Annotated in this window: 18 protein-coding genes; all 18 read right to left on the reverse strand. The window is 40.5% G+C overall.

Features of this window, described 5'->3' with window-relative positions; all coding sequences use genetic code 11:
• Nucleotides 1-8 precede the first annotated feature (8 nt).
• Genes traN through mobC form a run of 18 tightly spaced genes read right to left on the reverse strand, consistent with a single transcriptional unit; the run spans nucleotide 9 to nucleotide 13,494 of the window.
• On the reverse strand, nucleotides 9-845 hold the full coding sequence (gene traN / locus J0A69_RS19610; RefSeq protein WP_206588320.1) for a conjugative transposon protein TraN: 837 nt from the start codon (nucleotides 843-845) through the stop codon (nucleotides 9-11).
• A 12-nt stretch (nucleotides 846-857) separates the two neighbouring features.
• Entirely contained in the window at nucleotides 858-2,069 is a 1,212-nt protein-coding gene (gene traM / locus J0A69_RS19615; RefSeq protein ID WP_206588321.1) for a conjugative transposon protein TraM, read from the reverse strand.
• A complete protein-coding gene (locus tag J0A69_RS19620) occupies nucleotides 2,059-2,496 on the reverse strand; it encodes a hypothetical protein (protein WP_206588322.1) in 438 nt (145 codons plus the stop codon). Before J0A69_RS19620 ends, traM begins: the two co-directional genes overlap by 11 nt.
• A complete protein-coding gene (traK, locus tag J0A69_RS19625; protein WP_206588323.1) occupies nucleotides 2,474-3,082 on the reverse strand; it encodes a conjugative transposon protein TraK in 609 nt (202 codons plus the stop codon). The genes J0A69_RS19620 and traK overlap by 23 nt, the downstream gene beginning before the upstream one ends.
• A gap of 2 nt (nucleotides 3,083-3,084) precedes the next feature.
• Nucleotides 3,085-4,239, reverse strand: coding sequence for a plasmid transfer protein (locus J0A69_RS19630; protein ID WP_206588324.1), 1,155 nt, complete (start codon nucleotides 4,237-4,239; stop codon nucleotides 3,085-3,087).
• Nucleotides 4,236-5,018: a hypothetical protein gene (locus tag J0A69_RS19635; RefSeq protein ID WP_206588325.1), complete on the reverse strand. Its 783-nt coding sequence runs from the start codon at nucleotides 5,016-5,018 to the stop codon at nucleotides 4,236-4,238. Before J0A69_RS19635 ends, J0A69_RS19630 begins: the two co-directional genes overlap by 4 nt.
• Nucleotides 5,015-5,677 carry a hypothetical protein gene (locus J0A69_RS19640; protein ID WP_206588326.1) on the reverse strand — a complete coding sequence of 221 codons (663 nt, stop codon included), beginning with the start codon at nucleotides 5,675-5,677 and terminating at the stop codon, nucleotides 5,015-5,017. The genes J0A69_RS19635 and J0A69_RS19640 overlap by 4 nt, the downstream gene beginning before the upstream one ends.
• Nucleotides 5,674-6,327, reverse strand: coding sequence for a hypothetical protein (locus J0A69_RS19645; protein WP_206588327.1), 654 nt, complete (start codon nucleotides 6,325-6,327; stop codon nucleotides 5,674-5,676). Before J0A69_RS19645 ends, J0A69_RS19640 begins: the two co-directional genes overlap by 4 nt.
• Entirely contained in the window at nucleotides 6,324-6,986 is a 663-nt protein-coding gene (locus J0A69_RS19650; RefSeq protein WP_206588328.1) for a hypothetical protein, read from the reverse strand. The genes J0A69_RS19645 and J0A69_RS19650 overlap by 4 nt, the downstream gene beginning before the upstream one ends.
• A complete protein-coding gene (locus tag J0A69_RS19655; RefSeq protein ID WP_206588329.1) occupies nucleotides 6,983-9,490 on the reverse strand; it encodes a TraG family conjugative transposon ATPase in 2,508 nt (835 codons plus the stop codon). The genes J0A69_RS19650 and J0A69_RS19655 overlap by 4 nt, the downstream gene beginning before the upstream one ends.
• Entirely contained in the window at nucleotides 9,490-9,774 is a 285-nt protein-coding gene (locus tag J0A69_RS19660) for a DUF4133 domain-containing protein (RefSeq protein WP_206588330.1), read from the reverse strand. Before J0A69_RS19660 ends, J0A69_RS19655 begins: the two co-directional genes overlap by 1 nt.
• Nucleotides 9,774-10,079 (reverse strand): DUF4134 domain-containing protein, encoded by a 306-nt coding sequence (locus J0A69_RS19665; RefSeq protein WP_206588331.1) that lies wholly within the window; start codon nucleotides 10,077-10,079, stop codon nucleotides 9,774-9,776. Before J0A69_RS19665 ends, J0A69_RS19660 begins: the two co-directional genes overlap by 1 nt.
• 46 nt (nucleotides 10,080-10,125) lie before the next feature.
• The gene (locus J0A69_RS19670) at nucleotides 10,126-10,449 is read right to left on the reverse strand and encodes a DUF4134 family protein (protein ID WP_206588332.1); all 324 of its coding nucleotides are present in this window, start codon (nucleotides 10,447-10,449) and stop codon (nucleotides 10,126-10,128) included.
• Nucleotides 10,446-10,817 (reverse strand): hypothetical protein, encoded by a 372-nt coding sequence (locus J0A69_RS19675; RefSeq protein WP_206588333.1) that lies wholly within the window; start codon nucleotides 10,815-10,817, stop codon nucleotides 10,446-10,448. The genes J0A69_RS19670 and J0A69_RS19675 overlap by 4 nt, the downstream gene beginning before the upstream one ends.
• 2 nt (nucleotides 10,818-10,819) lie before the next feature.
• The gene (locus J0A69_RS19680) at nucleotides 10,820-11,164 is read right to left on the reverse strand and encodes a hypothetical protein (protein ID WP_206588334.1); all 345 of its coding nucleotides are present in this window, start codon (nucleotides 11,162-11,164) and stop codon (nucleotides 10,820-10,822) included.
• Entirely contained in the window at nucleotides 11,143-11,793 is a 651-nt protein-coding gene (locus J0A69_RS19685; protein ID WP_206588335.1) for a ParA family protein, read from the reverse strand. The genes J0A69_RS19680 and J0A69_RS19685 overlap by 22 nt, the downstream gene beginning before the upstream one ends.
• A gap of 10 nt (nucleotides 11,794-11,803) precedes the next feature.
• Nucleotides 11,804-13,132 carry a relaxase/mobilization nuclease domain-containing protein gene (locus J0A69_RS19690; RefSeq protein WP_206588336.1) on the reverse strand — a complete coding sequence of 443 codons (1,329 nt, stop codon included), beginning with the start codon at nucleotides 13,130-13,132 and terminating at the stop codon, nucleotides 11,804-11,806.
• The gene (gene mobC, locus J0A69_RS19695) at nucleotides 13,129-13,494 is read right to left on the reverse strand and encodes a plasmid mobilization relaxosome protein MobC (protein WP_206588337.1); all 366 of its coding nucleotides are present in this window, start codon (nucleotides 13,492-13,494) and stop codon (nucleotides 13,129-13,131) included. Before mobC ends, J0A69_RS19690 begins: the two co-directional genes overlap by 4 nt.
• Nucleotides 13,495-13,538 lie beyond the last annotated feature (44 nt).

A 13,538-nucleotide genomic window follows, 5' to 3' on the forward strand; every position in this document is an offset into this window, starting at 1 on the left:
CATCTTTTTTAGAGCGTGTCTGCGTTTAAAAGATCCGAGTATTTCACCTGTAGTTTGAGAGCTCTTCCACTAATCTGAGTCTCGGTCAGTTCGATGGTGAATACTTTGGAATTAGGGAAGGTGACCTTTTTGAAAGCATAGATATTGCGATATTTTTTATCAAAACTCTCTGTGGAAAACAACTGGTATTCGGGTTCAATCTCGATGGACTGTACATTGGTTGTTTTGAGAATTCTCTTATCCTCAATCTTAAATCTTAGCTGATCCAGGTCAAACTTTAGGTTGGTCTTGTTCTTAAAGGAGATATCCAAAAAGATATAATCATCTACCGTGTAGATGTTATTGACTTGTCCAGTCACTCCATATTCATTGGTCTGAGTGATTTTATTCTTCTTTTTGTCTTTGAAAATCTCAGTGGAAAAAAAACGAAGCTCTTGATCACTCATCGGGATTTCTCCTACCTCCAATGGACTGGTATTTATAGGCAGGATTTCAATTTGAGTCTTCAGCTGGTGTTCATCATGCGCATACCACAAATCATATTGGGCAATGAACTTTTGCCCAATGATCGTCACCACACCAAGGGATTTGTTGTATCCGTTTAAGTTGGAAACACTATCGCGAACTGCCTTGATCCGAAACACATTTTCCAATGGAATATCTCCAAGCATATTGTTCGTGGAAATATCCACGTACTGGATCGGCTCCGGAGAAAGAAAATGCAGGGAAATATCCTCGTCTATATAGACCTTGGGAAGTTGTGACTTCAACAAAGTCCCATTCTGCTGAGCAAAGGCCGAAATGGAAATAGACAAGAATAGGAGAATTAGTATTCTGAGTTTCATAGGGATTCAATTTTAGTTTTGGATCATTTTTTCATTGGCCTGCAACTCGCTAGGATCTATCAAGAAAACCGAGGTTCCATACTTGATATTGGCTTTGTTCTTTTTGATTGTTTTGGAAACAGCTTGGGAAGTTGAGGTAAACATTCTTTGAAGTGCAGACATATATAGCTGGCTCAAATCATCCGAGTTTTGCTGCATCGAAATGTTCATCCCTCCAGCAGTTTTGCTACCGAGTTCTTTGGAGAATTCCCGAAAAGCACTGGCAGGAACATAAAGTCCTTCCATCCCATCCACATCATAAATGGAAAGGTTGATTGGGTAGATTTGATCTCCCAGCATCACAGAGGAAATATTCAGCTTTACTCGCTGAGCATCATAGCCAGAAATCAAAGCATAGAGGTAAGTCCCTTTTCTGACGATGGCATTCCCAATCAGAATATCATCCAAAAGTCTGATTCTTAGCCTGGCACCAAGCGTCCCGTTTTTGATATCCTGATCTATAATCGCCTCAATAAAATCCCTCTTATTTTCTTTGGTGACTGTATTGAACAGGGTGGCCGCAGCATCAGATTTTTGGACTTTGTAAATCTCCCTTTCAGTATTTTCTTTTGGAGCGTCCTTTTCCTTTTGCTGCTGCTCTTGATAGACAGGATCATTCGCTTTGGAAATGGAATCTATGAGCACCATTTGTGCTTTGAAGAGATCCATTGGATCTTCGTATTTATTAGCTGGAGCAGACTTCTTATTTCTTTCTAATTGGTTGATTGCCTTCAGCAATTCCTCATCCTCCTTGGAAAAAGCCTGTGTATTTGAATTAGCTTGATTTACCGCTGAAATAGGATTGGAAACTTTCGCATCACTTGAATAAAATCCAGAATTTTTCAGGGCGTTATCAATGGAATCTAGGAGCCTTTTTTCCTCTTCATTATAAAGACTCTTAATCTGACTTGATTCTTCAACTTCCAGCTCCAAGCCTTTGATAGCAGTATAGCCATCATTACCTCTTCTATAGGTTTCCCTTGAAGCTTGCATCTTCGAATCGATCCCTTTGTTTTGAATCTGTTCGGAAACCTTCCCTATCTGATGCTGAATCCCACTGAGTCCTTCAATTGGGATTGCAGGACCTTCCTTGCTGAATGACTTATAGCCGTAAAACAGCAAACACAAAAAGGGAAGCATGATAATAGGCAGAATATATTTTGGCTGTTTAAAATCAATGTTCATCTTCATTCGGTTGATTGTTAAAGTATTGCAATTGCTCAATTGCTTTCTCCAGGTATGCTGAATCCTCCTTCGAAATGGAGTCTTGTCCAATGATACGATCTATCTCAGTTTTCAATTCTGATATTTTAATTGCTCTTGAAGACAGATTCTGAAAAGCTGACAATTCCTCACCGAAGCCCTCTGGGATTGTTTTCATTTCGCTCTTCAATCTTTCAGACTGATTTCCTGAAGTAGGTTCTATCACAAAAAATGTGAGGACAAACGAGGCTACAATTACCAGGATCATGGAGCAAAAAATCAATTTCGCATGTCGATCCAGAAAGGCCTTGGTCATGCCCTCAAATGCTTTGACCTGTGGGGAGAACTCATTTTTGAATTCACGGAATACTGTCGTGCCTTTTACTTTAGAAGGTATTTTTCGAAACATTGGAGAGGTCTTTATTTTCTATGGTTTTCCAATTGGTGATTAATACCCCATGGCTATTGTTTTCGCTTCTGGGGATATCAATCAATTCCCCTTCAGTGATAATCGAGCGGGTAATGGTGGCACTTCTTCGGTCGATCTTTTGCTTGCCATAGTATCGGAATCGGTTTTGATCTATAACAATGGAATCCGTCTGTATGGAAAGCACCGAACTGGAAGAAAGAATGGAATTGAAATAGCCTTTTTCCTTTAGGTTATTGTACTGGCCAACTCCTGTTTCATCCACAAAGTACATAGCCTTTCCCATCTGATATTCGATATGTTTATCGTCTGGCGTAAGATTGAAAAAGAGGCTATGAAACAAATCAACAGCTGCTTTGTATTCTGCCGGCCTGTTCATTTGCATGTTGGTTTGCTTCGCCAAAATGGGAATATCATTATCCAGGATATAAATCGACTGTCTTGCATTCGCTACTTGTTGGTAGGCATAAGCCGATACAAATCCGCAAATGATGATGGAAGTCAAAAAGCTTCCCATGGAAAGAAAAGTTGCCAACCTGATTTTTGATTCTATGTTTTTGATGATCATGGTTAGATTAGTTTAGCTCTTGAAATAGATTTGGAGGTGGATGAACTCATTCTTCCAGCGGTAGTGGCTGCCGAGGTAATCCCCGAAGTAGAAATGATCCAAGTGGAAATCGAAGGCACTGTTGTAATTGCAATGGCCGTGACAAAAAAGGCAACTATCACCAGCCCGAAACTCAAGAAACCATTGGAGGCCAGCCAAGCCATTTTTTCCAATCTATCCGCTCCGCCTCCGGTGGAAAGCAAATATTCGTATTTGTCGATTTCCACTTCTAAGGCATATTGTTGAAGTCTCCCAGTGATGTACAGGATTAAATAGGCAACTCCTACATAGAGATTAACCGAAACAAAACGGGCGATCCAAGTGGTAAAGGCATCCCGAAAAGCCGGGAGAATACTTGCCACAACTGAAAATGGACCAAGGATAACCAACACGGTCGAATAGATAATCTGAATCATAAAAATGATATAGACACAGATCCTCAAAATCCAGATGGCAACCAATTCTATGATTTGCGTAGCAAGCAGCTGAAGGCTCGTTTGCATTCTGATCCTCATCTGCACAATCGGAGCAAGTATCTGATCTGAGAAAAATCCTTTTACTCCATCCACAACCACCGTCCCAAGATCCTTATCGGATTCCTCTGCTTGTTCGGATGCCATTTCAGTGACAGCTTGATATTCGACCAATTGATCAGCCATTTCGACCATATATGCAGCACGATCCAGTCTTAGGGCATTGTTTGTATCATTTTGAGTTCCAAAAAGTGCTTCCGTTTTGGTAGCAATCAAATCAGTTGGGAATGCTACTATTTGACAGAAAATAGGCCACCACATCAAGAGAATTACCAGAGCGAAGGGCCTTAAAAGAGGCATGATTTCAAGTTTTTTATCCCCTGCCATCATTTCGTAGCATTTTAAGCTAAAGAAGATCAGCATGAAAATGCAGGCTAAGGTTTGGGCATCTTTCATAAATGGACCTGAGTGAGCAAATCCATAGTCCCTCATTTCCTCAAAAAAAGTCATCACTCCACGATCGTAGATGCTATTTCCTTGCAAATAGGTGATCGTTTCCTTGTATTCGTCATGGTTGACAGCCTGAGCGTAGCTCGTCATAGATAAGCCAAGGAATAGGATCAGTCCGGTGAATAGTTTCTTCATTTCAGGATCTGTGTTTGGTTGGCGATTTTTTTAGCTCTGTCCACCTCATCCTGTGATTCTGTAAAAGTGATTTCACTGCTAATTTTTCGATTGCTCAGTTTTCGAAAGGCCAGCATATTGGCAGACATATCAAGTTTGTATTGCCATTTCTCCAGGACTTCTCTCATTTCAAGCATAATTCTGTGATACATCAGGATTCGCTGACCTCTTTCCATATCCAGACTTTTTGCAAAACCAAAGCGCTCTGAGAGCGAAGCCATATTATTGAGATACCATTGATAAGCACCATGCTTCGTCATGTACTCCATCACTTCGGAAGAAACTCCCTGAAAAGCTACTTCCTCTGGTTTTTCCAATGGCTTGAGTTCCTTTTTGTAATAGAGCTGAAAAAGGGGGTCTGTCACTGAAAGTGCACCTGAAATACGAGCCATTTCTGCATTTGCCAAGTTTTTAATTGTATCCGAATGCTGCTTATAATAGTCAGAAGAAATCTGCATAGCTGCTGCAAGCCCCAATCTTTGGGTCTGTTCTCCAGCTGGAGAAAGAGGCCTTTTATCCAAGTCTGGATAATTGGGATGCAAAGCCCAGGTAGAATACCAAAGAGGGTTTGTCGGTATCCCCAGAAATCGTTTTGGCTCAGGATAAAATTTATCCTCATCCCATTGTTTAAAAACCATTCTTTCCTGTTGGGCGACAATTGCTTTATCATGAATAGGCGTTTGCCCATAAAGCGAGACATAGAAACAGCTGAAGATCAAAAATGTAAGAAGTGCTTTCATCGGGTAAGAATTTTCTGTTTGATGAGGATATCGTTGATCAGTGCCAGATCCTTGTTGATGTAGGATTGATAGGGGTTAAGTGACCTGATCACACCATTTGTCTTTGCCCAATAGATGCTATTCCGGGCAGAGATGACCAATGCAAGAATCACTTGCAGTTCCTTTTGCACGTCATTTAAAAGTTCGTCCCTGACATTGTAATTAATCAGCAGGTTTTCCCCTTCCTTTAAGATTAGGCTTGAGACTTCCGTTACAAGTTGGATGCTTCTAGTCTTTGCTTGAGAAATATATTCTTCAGTAAAAAGGAATAAAACTGGATTGTCAGAAGCCAATTGAAATGCTTCAGCTGATGCCGAAGTGATATCCAAAACCGTTTCCCCTAAAATTCTAATCTGAATGGCATCTTTGAATCCCTCATTTACTTGGGTCAATGAATTGACAATCATGGTCTTCACCATCGCTAAGATGGATGAATTGAGAGTGATATCATCCGTGTTTTGCTTGATGATATCCAATGTTTTGTGGTAGCCTATTTCGCTGACATTTCTCATGGCAGCGTTTGCATTGACAATCGTAAAATGGTTTTGGTCAAAAACTACTGTTTGAGAAATAGCCTCAATAGCACCGAAACACATTAAAAAGAAAAGGAGCTTTTTCATTGGGTAAGGGTTTTAGCTTTTTGAATGATTTCCTCGACCAAAGCCATTTCCGTGGCCACATATCCCAGGTAAGGATTGACTCCTAGACTTCTCTCCAAATGGTGCTGCAGAGACTTTGAAGCGGTGTAAGAAATCCCATTGATTTCTCTCAACTCGTCAATAATATGCTGAAATAGGATCCTGCGCTCAGAGACTTTCATTTGGTTGACTACTCCAATGCTGGCCGAAAGTCCAATGAGGTAATTCATCAGGGAATAAGATCTCTCTACAAAAAGCTTTTCTGTTTCTATCGCAAAAAGTAACAAGCTTGGATCTTGCTGGCAGTAATAGACGATTTGCTGCTGATTTTCTATGATTGAGTTCACTAAGGGTTCAGCCGTTGTTCCAATTCCAAATGCATCAATCACAATGGACAGTTTTGCAAATCGCTCCTGGACAACTCGGTATTTTTCCTTCACCGAATTCACCAGATTCTTGTTTACTTCTTCATTGACCGCATTCTTCCCTTGATTTGCTTTCGCTTCTTTTTGAAGATTGTATTCAGATTTGGATTCGTCGACCAACTGATGTAGCAACGTAGCATTCACCTGGGCATGACCCAATTCAATGTTTGCAAAAAAGACCAAAAGAAGAATGTTAAGGAACTTCATCGTTGTAGGGTTTTGGTTTTTCTGGCGATATCCTGAGCTACTTGGATATCTAAATTGATATAGCCTTGAAAGGGGTTTAAGGCTTTGACAAAACCCTTCATTTGGGCAAAATACATGGCGCGGTACATGCCATAGGTATGGGATCTCAGGATCACCATTTCAGTCAAAATCTGATTGATCAATTTCGATCTTTCCCCTGCATCCATCAGGTTATTTTCTCCCCCTTTAAGGACAAAAGAACTTACCTCCAGAGCCAAAGAAGTTGCCCTCTGCTGGAACATAGTAGCGTTCCTTTCAGCAAATAGAAGTAGAGCTGGATTCTCTCCGGCCAATTCCATCACTTCATTCAAATCCCCTGAAATAGCCGTAGCCATCCTTGCGATTTCTTTGACATTGGAAAGATTGGTCAGGATAGAACTGACTTCGGAAAGTCCCTTGTAGATTTTGTCCTGCATCGTATTAACAATGGTAAGATTTCCGGTCACGGCCAATTGTCCTCGTTCGATCAGGGTCAATCGTTCATTGGTAGCCTTCAACTGAGAATTGATGACTGCTGAGTGTGCAGCTGTGGCCGATGCAACGGCTGGATCTACATAAACAGCCTGTCCAAAAGCTGACTCTGAAAAAATCAGAAATAGAATGAATTGAAAGTATTTCATAAGGCAATGCGGTAATTGGTTGACATTATGATTTCTCTTAAAGGAATCCCTCTTTTATTTACTTTTTCAAAAAAGCTATGTAGAGAAACCTTTGATTCTTTGAAGTCTTCAACAAATGCATCCAACCCGTCCTGGTATCCTCCAAAGGCATTTGTATAAATTTCTACAGCAGATTTCTCGGGTTTCTCAGTCGTGTATGTGAGGTATTGGTGCAAGGAAACTTCAACTCCATAAACCTCACCAGTAGAACCTCTTCGGATATAGACTTCCTTGAACCTTCCTCTTCCATCTTGATTATCCAATTGGTTGATGGTGAAGATCTTTTTTCGCTCATTTTCATTAATGGAAAGCAAGGAGGCTATCTGGGAATAGTTGTCTTTGAACTTGGTCTGATCCAGAAGGCAAATCGTATCAGAATTATTGATGATACTTTCTTTGACTACCTCATTACCGATGATATCCCCAAGCTCCTGAGTAACCACAATTGCTTCTCCCCAGAATTTCCGGACAGTTTTATAGAGATAAAGGATATAGCCCGCCATCAACGGAGAAGCAATTGCTTTCCATGCTTCTTCAATGATCAGGGCTTTACGGTATTTGGTTCGAAATCTCATTTTCTGGATAAAAACATCCATGATGATCAGCGTCACAATTGGAAATAGAACCTTGTGCTCCTTAATGCTATCAATTTCGAATACCACAAATGATTCAGTAAATAAAGAGCTGTCTACCTCTTCATTTAACAAGTTTTCGAATTCACCTCCCTTGTAGAACTTTTTGAGAACGAAGCGGAATTCATCGATTTCGAAACTGATTCGTTCTTTATCCATTATCTCGGGAATCTTATCCAGCGCGAACTCATAAAAGCTGTTGAAGCAAAGCCTTTTGGTTTCCCCTTCTTCAGAAAAATAGGATGAGTAATACGCCGATATCGTATTGGAAATTACATCTGCCTCAACCTGAGAAACTGTCCCCTCAGCTGTCTTCCAAAGGAGTGAGACAAGCGTTAAGAGGTAGTCCTTTTTCTCAATGTTGTATTCCTCTTCAGAGATGGCAAAAGGATTGGTAGTAATTGGCTTTTCCTCGGTATAAGTGATGTATTTCCCCTGGTAATACTGACACAAACCCGAATAGGAATGTCCAGTATCCACGATTACCACATCCATAAGCCATTTAGGATCTGGGCGATTGTTCCACATGCAATACTGCTCAATGAGCGCATTCATGAAGAATGATTTTCCTGAACCAGAAGGACCAAGTACAAACTTGTTCCGATTGTTGATCCGATTGATCTGCATCGGCAAATCAGCCGGATCGATTTTCAAGGGAATTCCTTGGCGATCTGTGAAACGGATCTGAAAACCGCTTTCCTCATCCTTATTCAGTGATTCTTTCAAGAAAAAACACAAGGCAGCATCTGCCGTGGTCAAAAAGTAATCGTAAACCTTCAGCTCTGCCGTATTGCAGGGAAGGATAGTCCTGAACAGTTCCAGTTGGTTGTACGAGTTCTTGTTGGCGACAATTCCCTGCTGAAACAAAGAGGACTCGACATAATTACAAGCAGATTGGATATGCTTCTTTTTAGCTGAAACAACCACGTTGAAATGGCAATTGACTAGAAGTTGGTTATGCCTTGCCACATCCTCCAAAAGTCTATCAATATCTTCAACACATAAATTATTGGCTGGATCGGGTATTCCCGAATGTCGTTTTCGCTTGAGTTCAAGCTTGGTCTGGATTGGCCTCTGCTCAATAATTTCAATGATCTGATTGTAAACAACTGTTTCGAAGTTTGGGATATCGAATAGGAAACCCATGTTGTCAATTGGGAATCCTTTGAGGCTATCCTTGTCATTTCGCTCCAAGTGAGTCTTAACCTGTTCAGGAAGCTCGACTTTGTCCGTATCTACCAAGGAAATGGAACGGAAGGCTCTATCCCCACTTTCTACTTGAGTTTCCTCGGAAAGAAGATTATCCAGGACAATCCCTTCCTGATGAAAATTCATACTGAGAATTCGCTTTACATATCGGTCTGTTTGGATTCTGTTGAGTGATTCCGCCTTTATTCCTGTTCTTTCAAATAGGTCTGTGATCTTTCCAAGAGTTTGAATAAAATCATTAACCGACTTCTCGCTATATCTGCCTTTTGATCTTTTGGTGATTACCAAAAAGGTCTTCAGGTCTGTATATTCCCTTCCTTGGAAATGCTCGTCATACTTTTTCTGTAAGTACTCCTTTGAGTTATTTTCACTGTAAACTTTCCTTGAAAAAATATCCTGCTTTTGAATCAAATGCCCCTCACCGAGGATTTTGATCACATTGGTATAAAGCTGATGGAAAGTATCATACTTTGATGAATCAGCCGAAAATTGAATGACAGGATTATCCAATTTGAGAATGACCCCAAAATCACCCTTCAGATTGAAAAGGCAATGGAATCCATTGATCTCATTTTCAATCCCTAAATAGGGTAACTTGAATTCATTCTTTTTTTTCTTGAACATTATTTTCTTGATTTTAAGGAGGTAGTGATCTGAAAAACCCCTTGATATCTTGTTTTGCTGTGTAGTCCTTTTTTCTGTTGTTGAGAGGTTAGGAATAGACCTAATACGATAATTGAAATGGTGATCACACCTCCCAAAACCATACTGGTCAGACTCCCGATGAGGCCTCCCAATACGACTCCAATTACCAAAGAGGCAATTCCCCATCCGATAAATTTTCCCTGAAACCCACGATATATAAGAGGTTTTTGTAACCCCTTATATATCGGAAATTGCTTGGCCATTAGACCCCGAAAAACGCTTTGATGATCACGCTCACTAATACTAAAAACAGGCAGGAGCCGCCCCAACCCATCAATTCTTTATTGATATCCTGGTCTCCTGAATTCCATTTGATGTAGACCCGGATGCCTCCTATAAGTCCGACAACTGCTCCGATCACCAGACAAAGACTAGCTACGGGATCGACATATGCCAGTAGTGAAGATTCGGCTGCTGTTATTCCTTGCACTCCTTGTGCTTTGGCAGAGATTGTGGCGAAGCCAGTTAGTAAGGTGCTGGCGATGATTTTTTTGGTTCTTTTGAACATGATAGTTATGGTTTTGGTAAGAAAATATTTCATTGAGATTCATTTGTTAAGGGAGTGGCACTCCAAATAGGCCACTGAGGAAAAGACCAATGGTTGATAAAAAGAGACAGGCTCCAAACCAGCTGATCACCTGAACATCTATATGATGCCTGCCCATCTGCCAATTGTTGTAAACCCGAAGGCCACCCAGCAATCCCGAAACGGCTCCAACTACGAAGGATAACCTTGAGAAAGCGACATAGAATTTCTCCATATCATTCTCTACAGTATTGAATTCTGACACTCCAGGAGGAGACTGAGCAATGCTTTCTGAACTGGCCAAAAGCAGAAATAGAAAACCGCTAACTAGAAAATATTGGCGTGTCCTCATGAGTACACAATGGTTTTTTTCATTTCAATTGTGCCTTCTTTAGCTAGGGCAAACAAGGAATCGATATTGGTCACTCCTCCAGATGACTTGACTGGATTTACCTCATTGATTTCTATCCCATCAACTTCTTCGGTTTCCTTGTTCGGATTATTTGCAATGGAATTAGCTGGGTTAGGAGCTATTGGCTCATCATCCTCTATAACTGTGGGTTTCTCGTCAAACTCTGTTAAATCTGACTCGAATGTGTATGCATCACCTTCTTGGATTCCTGCAACTCGAGGCTTTCGCAATACATCGATTATGACATTTGCGGCATAATACACTACATAGAATAGGGCTAGGTATAAAAAGAAGTCTGTCCAGGTCATCGTTAAATCTTATTTAGTGATTGTTTTATTTCATTGATCAGTTCGGGGTTTTCCTTGAAAAACTCCCAGCATAAAAAATTCACGAAGGAGGTCACATCCACTCGAAAAGTGGGATTCAGAAGCTTCAAGACTTCTTCAGTTCTAGCATCTATTCGAATCAATCGTTTTGAATCCCCTTTCACTTCAAATTTTCTCATGCTTTCCAAAAGCTTATTGATATCTGATGCTTCCTTGTCGACATTATCATTTTCTTCAGCTACTGATGGCAAAACGTCATGATTTTCACCGATAGTTATCTCACCTCGGACACCTTGCACCAACTTATTTATATAGTCTCCGCTTCCCATGTAGATTCCGTTTCTATGTGGTCATCAAAAATTTTATTGAAAATTGGATCCAGGATAGGAACCAGTGTTTCGGGAGTATAGGAAGTAGTCAGACGCTGAAAATCTATTCTGTCAGATACCGGGGAGCTGAGTTCTCCAAATTGTCCCAAAGCTTGGTTGACACTTTCCAGTGTTTCGTATTTGACGGAGGATTTGACCCGATTGGGAATCAAGATGATATTACTTGATGGGTTCACCTTTTTGACCACATAACAAAACTCAAAAGTGCTGGTCACGCTATATTCGTCATAGCAGAAAGGGCAAATGATCAATTCAGACTCTTTGAAAACTTGGATCAGATTATCGTCATCCATTTTCCCAGCCAAGTCAATGACTGTTAGCTGAGATGGATCTTGGCTTGCTTTCTTTTTGATGGACTTAAATCCAGGAATATTAGCAAGCTCAACTTCATACAGCTTTTCATTCTCCAGCAGATCCGAATTGAGGTATTTGTTGTACAAAGACTGCTGAAAATCCATGTCAAAGACTTTCACCTTTCTATTCCTTTTTTGGACGGCGAAATTGGAAAACAGAACCGCAAGGGTACTTTTTCCAACTCCACCTTTTTGGTTTGCAAACAGTATGATCATCCTTAAATTTTTATCTCGTGATTTCATTTTCTCCTTTTCGTTTCTTGTTCCTTCTCCTGCCATGGACAGCCTCGTCATCTACATCATCGGCGATATTAAGCGTTGGGATCAAGTCGAATTCCTCCTGAGCTTGAGTCCTTGATTGATCGCCTGACTCACTGAAATATTTGGCTAATGCCAGCTGTTGATCTGGCGAAAGAATGTCTTTGGTTAAAATGTCACCTTGGGAGGTTTTCAGATAGGAATTCCCATCTCGATTCTCGAATTGAAGGGAATGAAACTCCATTCCTTTTCGGACTGTTGGGAAATCGTTTAGGGCTGATTGTAGCTTCACCTTTCCTCCAATCTTGTCAACCAACAGCTCTTTTATCTTATCCTTGGATTGGTAAGTCTTTCTCACTCCCTCCTGCTCCATCAAGCTTTTCAATGGAAATACTTCACTTCCTTTGAAAATGATCCTACTGGAATTATCGATGATGGAATAGCCATAAGGAGTCCTCCCTTCTTTCCCATGAAATTTCAGTTCTATGCCAAACTTGTCTTTAAGGAAATCTCCAAGATCCGAGCGATAGCCATAATGTTTTTGGTTCTTTCCTCCATGTGTTGGCTCAAAAAGTGGGACTGGCTTGGTTTGATAAACCTTGGAGTATTTGTCGAGAATTGCTTTCAGCTGAAAAGCCCTGGACTTATTCAATTCATAAGATTGGATTTTCTGATTGATCTCAGACATCGGGATTGCCCCTTGAACTGAGCCATACTTGATCAACTCCAACTGTTCATTTTTTTCTCTCAGCTTAAATCCCAGGTTCTCCAGAATCATCATCCCTTGAGCCTTCGTACTGAAATGAAACTCTCTTAGCTTTTCGACAGCCTTCCCTGCTTCATGCTTTGGATTCAATCGCATGATTTCATTGATCGCTTCCTGAGCTCTCAGTTTTTCAAAAGAATCATTGATCTTCTTTCCTTCCTTATCAATTCTGGAGGAGACAATGTGAACATGATTATTAGCGGTGTCTTTGTGAAAAACAATCAGGAAAGGATTGCTGCCATATCCCATTTTATCTACCCACTCATGAGCGATATCAGATAATTGCTCCTTGGAATACTCTCTGCCTTTGCAACTGATCATGGCATGGAATTGCTTGTCTTTGACAATAGAGTTCCTGTTCGAATGAGCCATCAAATAGTTTTTGACTTCATGAGGTCCTACCTCCTTTGTGTCCTGGAGATAACCAAAATTTCGAAGCCTGGTCAGCTCTCCCTTTTCATTCTGGGTTTTGTTGGTGTTGTATGTCACGCCATTGAATGAACTTGTACTGGAAAGGATCTTAACTCTCATTTGATTACTCGATAGATCTGTTTTAATACCTTATTCATGAAGTCACGGTATTCCAGGTGCTTTGACATCAGAACCGTGTGCTCTTCAAAAATTCTTGTTGGAATTTTATCCCGGTAGGTATTGGCATGTTTTGCCAATTGGTTGATATTGTTGTTAACTCTTGCTTGTTCGGAGACTACTTTATCGATCGTATTAAGGATTCCTTTTGTATCAATAAGCCTGTTCTGATCATTACTAAGTTTGACTCTGATCAAATAGCTCAAAGACACCTTTAGCAATCTGCTTTCTTCTTTCAATCGGGTATAGATCTCCGGCTTTAACCTGACAGATACCCAGGAAAGATTTTCATTTTTCTCTTTCATGGCTGTGCGTTAACAGGAGTAAAGAATTGGAATCTCTAGATGAA

It is taken from the genome of Algoriphagus pacificus, from assembly GCF_017254845.1.
Taxonomy (GTDB): Bacteria; Bacteroidota; Bacteroidia; order Cytophagales; family Cyclobacteriaceae; genus Algoriphagus; species Algoriphagus pacificus.

What these genes read in the sequence shown, in the direction of transcription:
- traN (WP_206588320.1), bottom strand. Translation starts at nt 845, where the DNA reads ATGAAACTCAGAATACTAATTCTCCTATTCTTGTCTATTTCCATTTCG.
- traM (WP_206588321.1), bottom strand. Translation starts at nt 2,069, where the DNA reads ATGAACATTGATTTTAAACAGCCAAAATATATTCTGCCTATTATCATG.
- J0A69_RS19620 (WP_206588322.1), bottom strand. Translation starts at nt 2,496, where the DNA reads ATGTTTCGAAAAATACCTTCTAAAGTAAAAGGCACGACAGTATTCCGT.
- traK (WP_206588323.1), bottom strand. Translation starts at nt 3,082, where the DNA reads ATGATCATCAAAAACATAGAATCAAAAATCAGGTTGGCAACTTTTCTT.
- J0A69_RS19630 (WP_206588324.1), bottom strand. Translation starts at nt 4,239, where the DNA reads ATGAAGAAACTATTCACCGGACTGATCCTATTCCTTGGCTTATCTATG.
- J0A69_RS19635 (WP_206588325.1), bottom strand. Translation starts at nt 5,018, where the DNA reads ATGAAAGCACTTCTTACATTTTTGATCTTCAGCTGTTTCTATGTCTCG.
- J0A69_RS19640 (WP_206588326.1), bottom strand. Translation starts at nt 5,677, where the DNA reads ATGAAAAAGCTCCTTTTCTTTTTAATGTGTTTCGGTGCTATTGAGGCT.
- J0A69_RS19645 (WP_206588327.1), bottom strand. Translation starts at nt 6,327, where the DNA reads ATGAAGTTCCTTAACATTCTTCTTTTGGTCTTTTTTGCAAACATTGAA.
- J0A69_RS19650 (WP_206588328.1), bottom strand. Translation starts at nt 6,986, where the DNA reads ATGAAATACTTTCAATTCATTCTATTTCTGATTTTTTCAGAGTCAGCT.
- J0A69_RS19655 (WP_206588329.1), bottom strand. Translation starts at nt 9,490, where the DNA reads ATGTTCAAGAAAAAAAAGAATGAATTCAAGTTACCCTATTTAGGGATT.
- J0A69_RS19660 (WP_206588330.1), bottom strand. Translation starts at nt 9,774, where the DNA reads ATGGCCAAGCAATTTCCGATATATAAGGGGTTACAAAAACCTCTTATA.
- J0A69_RS19665 (WP_206588331.1), bottom strand. Translation starts at nt 10,079, where the DNA reads ATGTTCAAAAGAACCAAAAAAATCATCGCCAGCACCTTACTAACTGGC.
- J0A69_RS19670 (WP_206588332.1), bottom strand. Translation starts at nt 10,449, where the DNA reads ATGAGGACACGCCAATATTTTCTAGTTAGCGGTTTTCTATTTCTGCTT.
- J0A69_RS19675 (WP_206588333.1), bottom strand. Translation starts at nt 10,817, where the DNA reads ATGACCTGGACAGACTTCTTTTTATACCTAGCCCTATTCTATGTAGTG.
- J0A69_RS19680 (WP_206588334.1), bottom strand. Translation starts at nt 11,164, where the DNA reads ATGGGAAGCGGAGACTATATAAATAAGTTGGTGCAAGGTGTCCGAGGT.
- J0A69_RS19685 (WP_206588335.1), bottom strand. Translation starts at nt 11,793, where the DNA reads ATGATCATACTGTTTGCAAACCAAAAAGGTGGAGTTGGAAAAAGTACC.
- J0A69_RS19690 (WP_206588336.1), bottom strand. Translation starts at nt 13,132, where the DNA reads ATGAGAGTTAAGATCCTTTCCAGTACAAGTTCATTCAATGGCGTGACA.
- mobC (WP_206588337.1), bottom strand. Translation starts at nt 13,494, where the DNA reads ATGAAAGAGAAAAATGAAAATCTTTCCTGGGTATCTGTCAGGTTAAAG.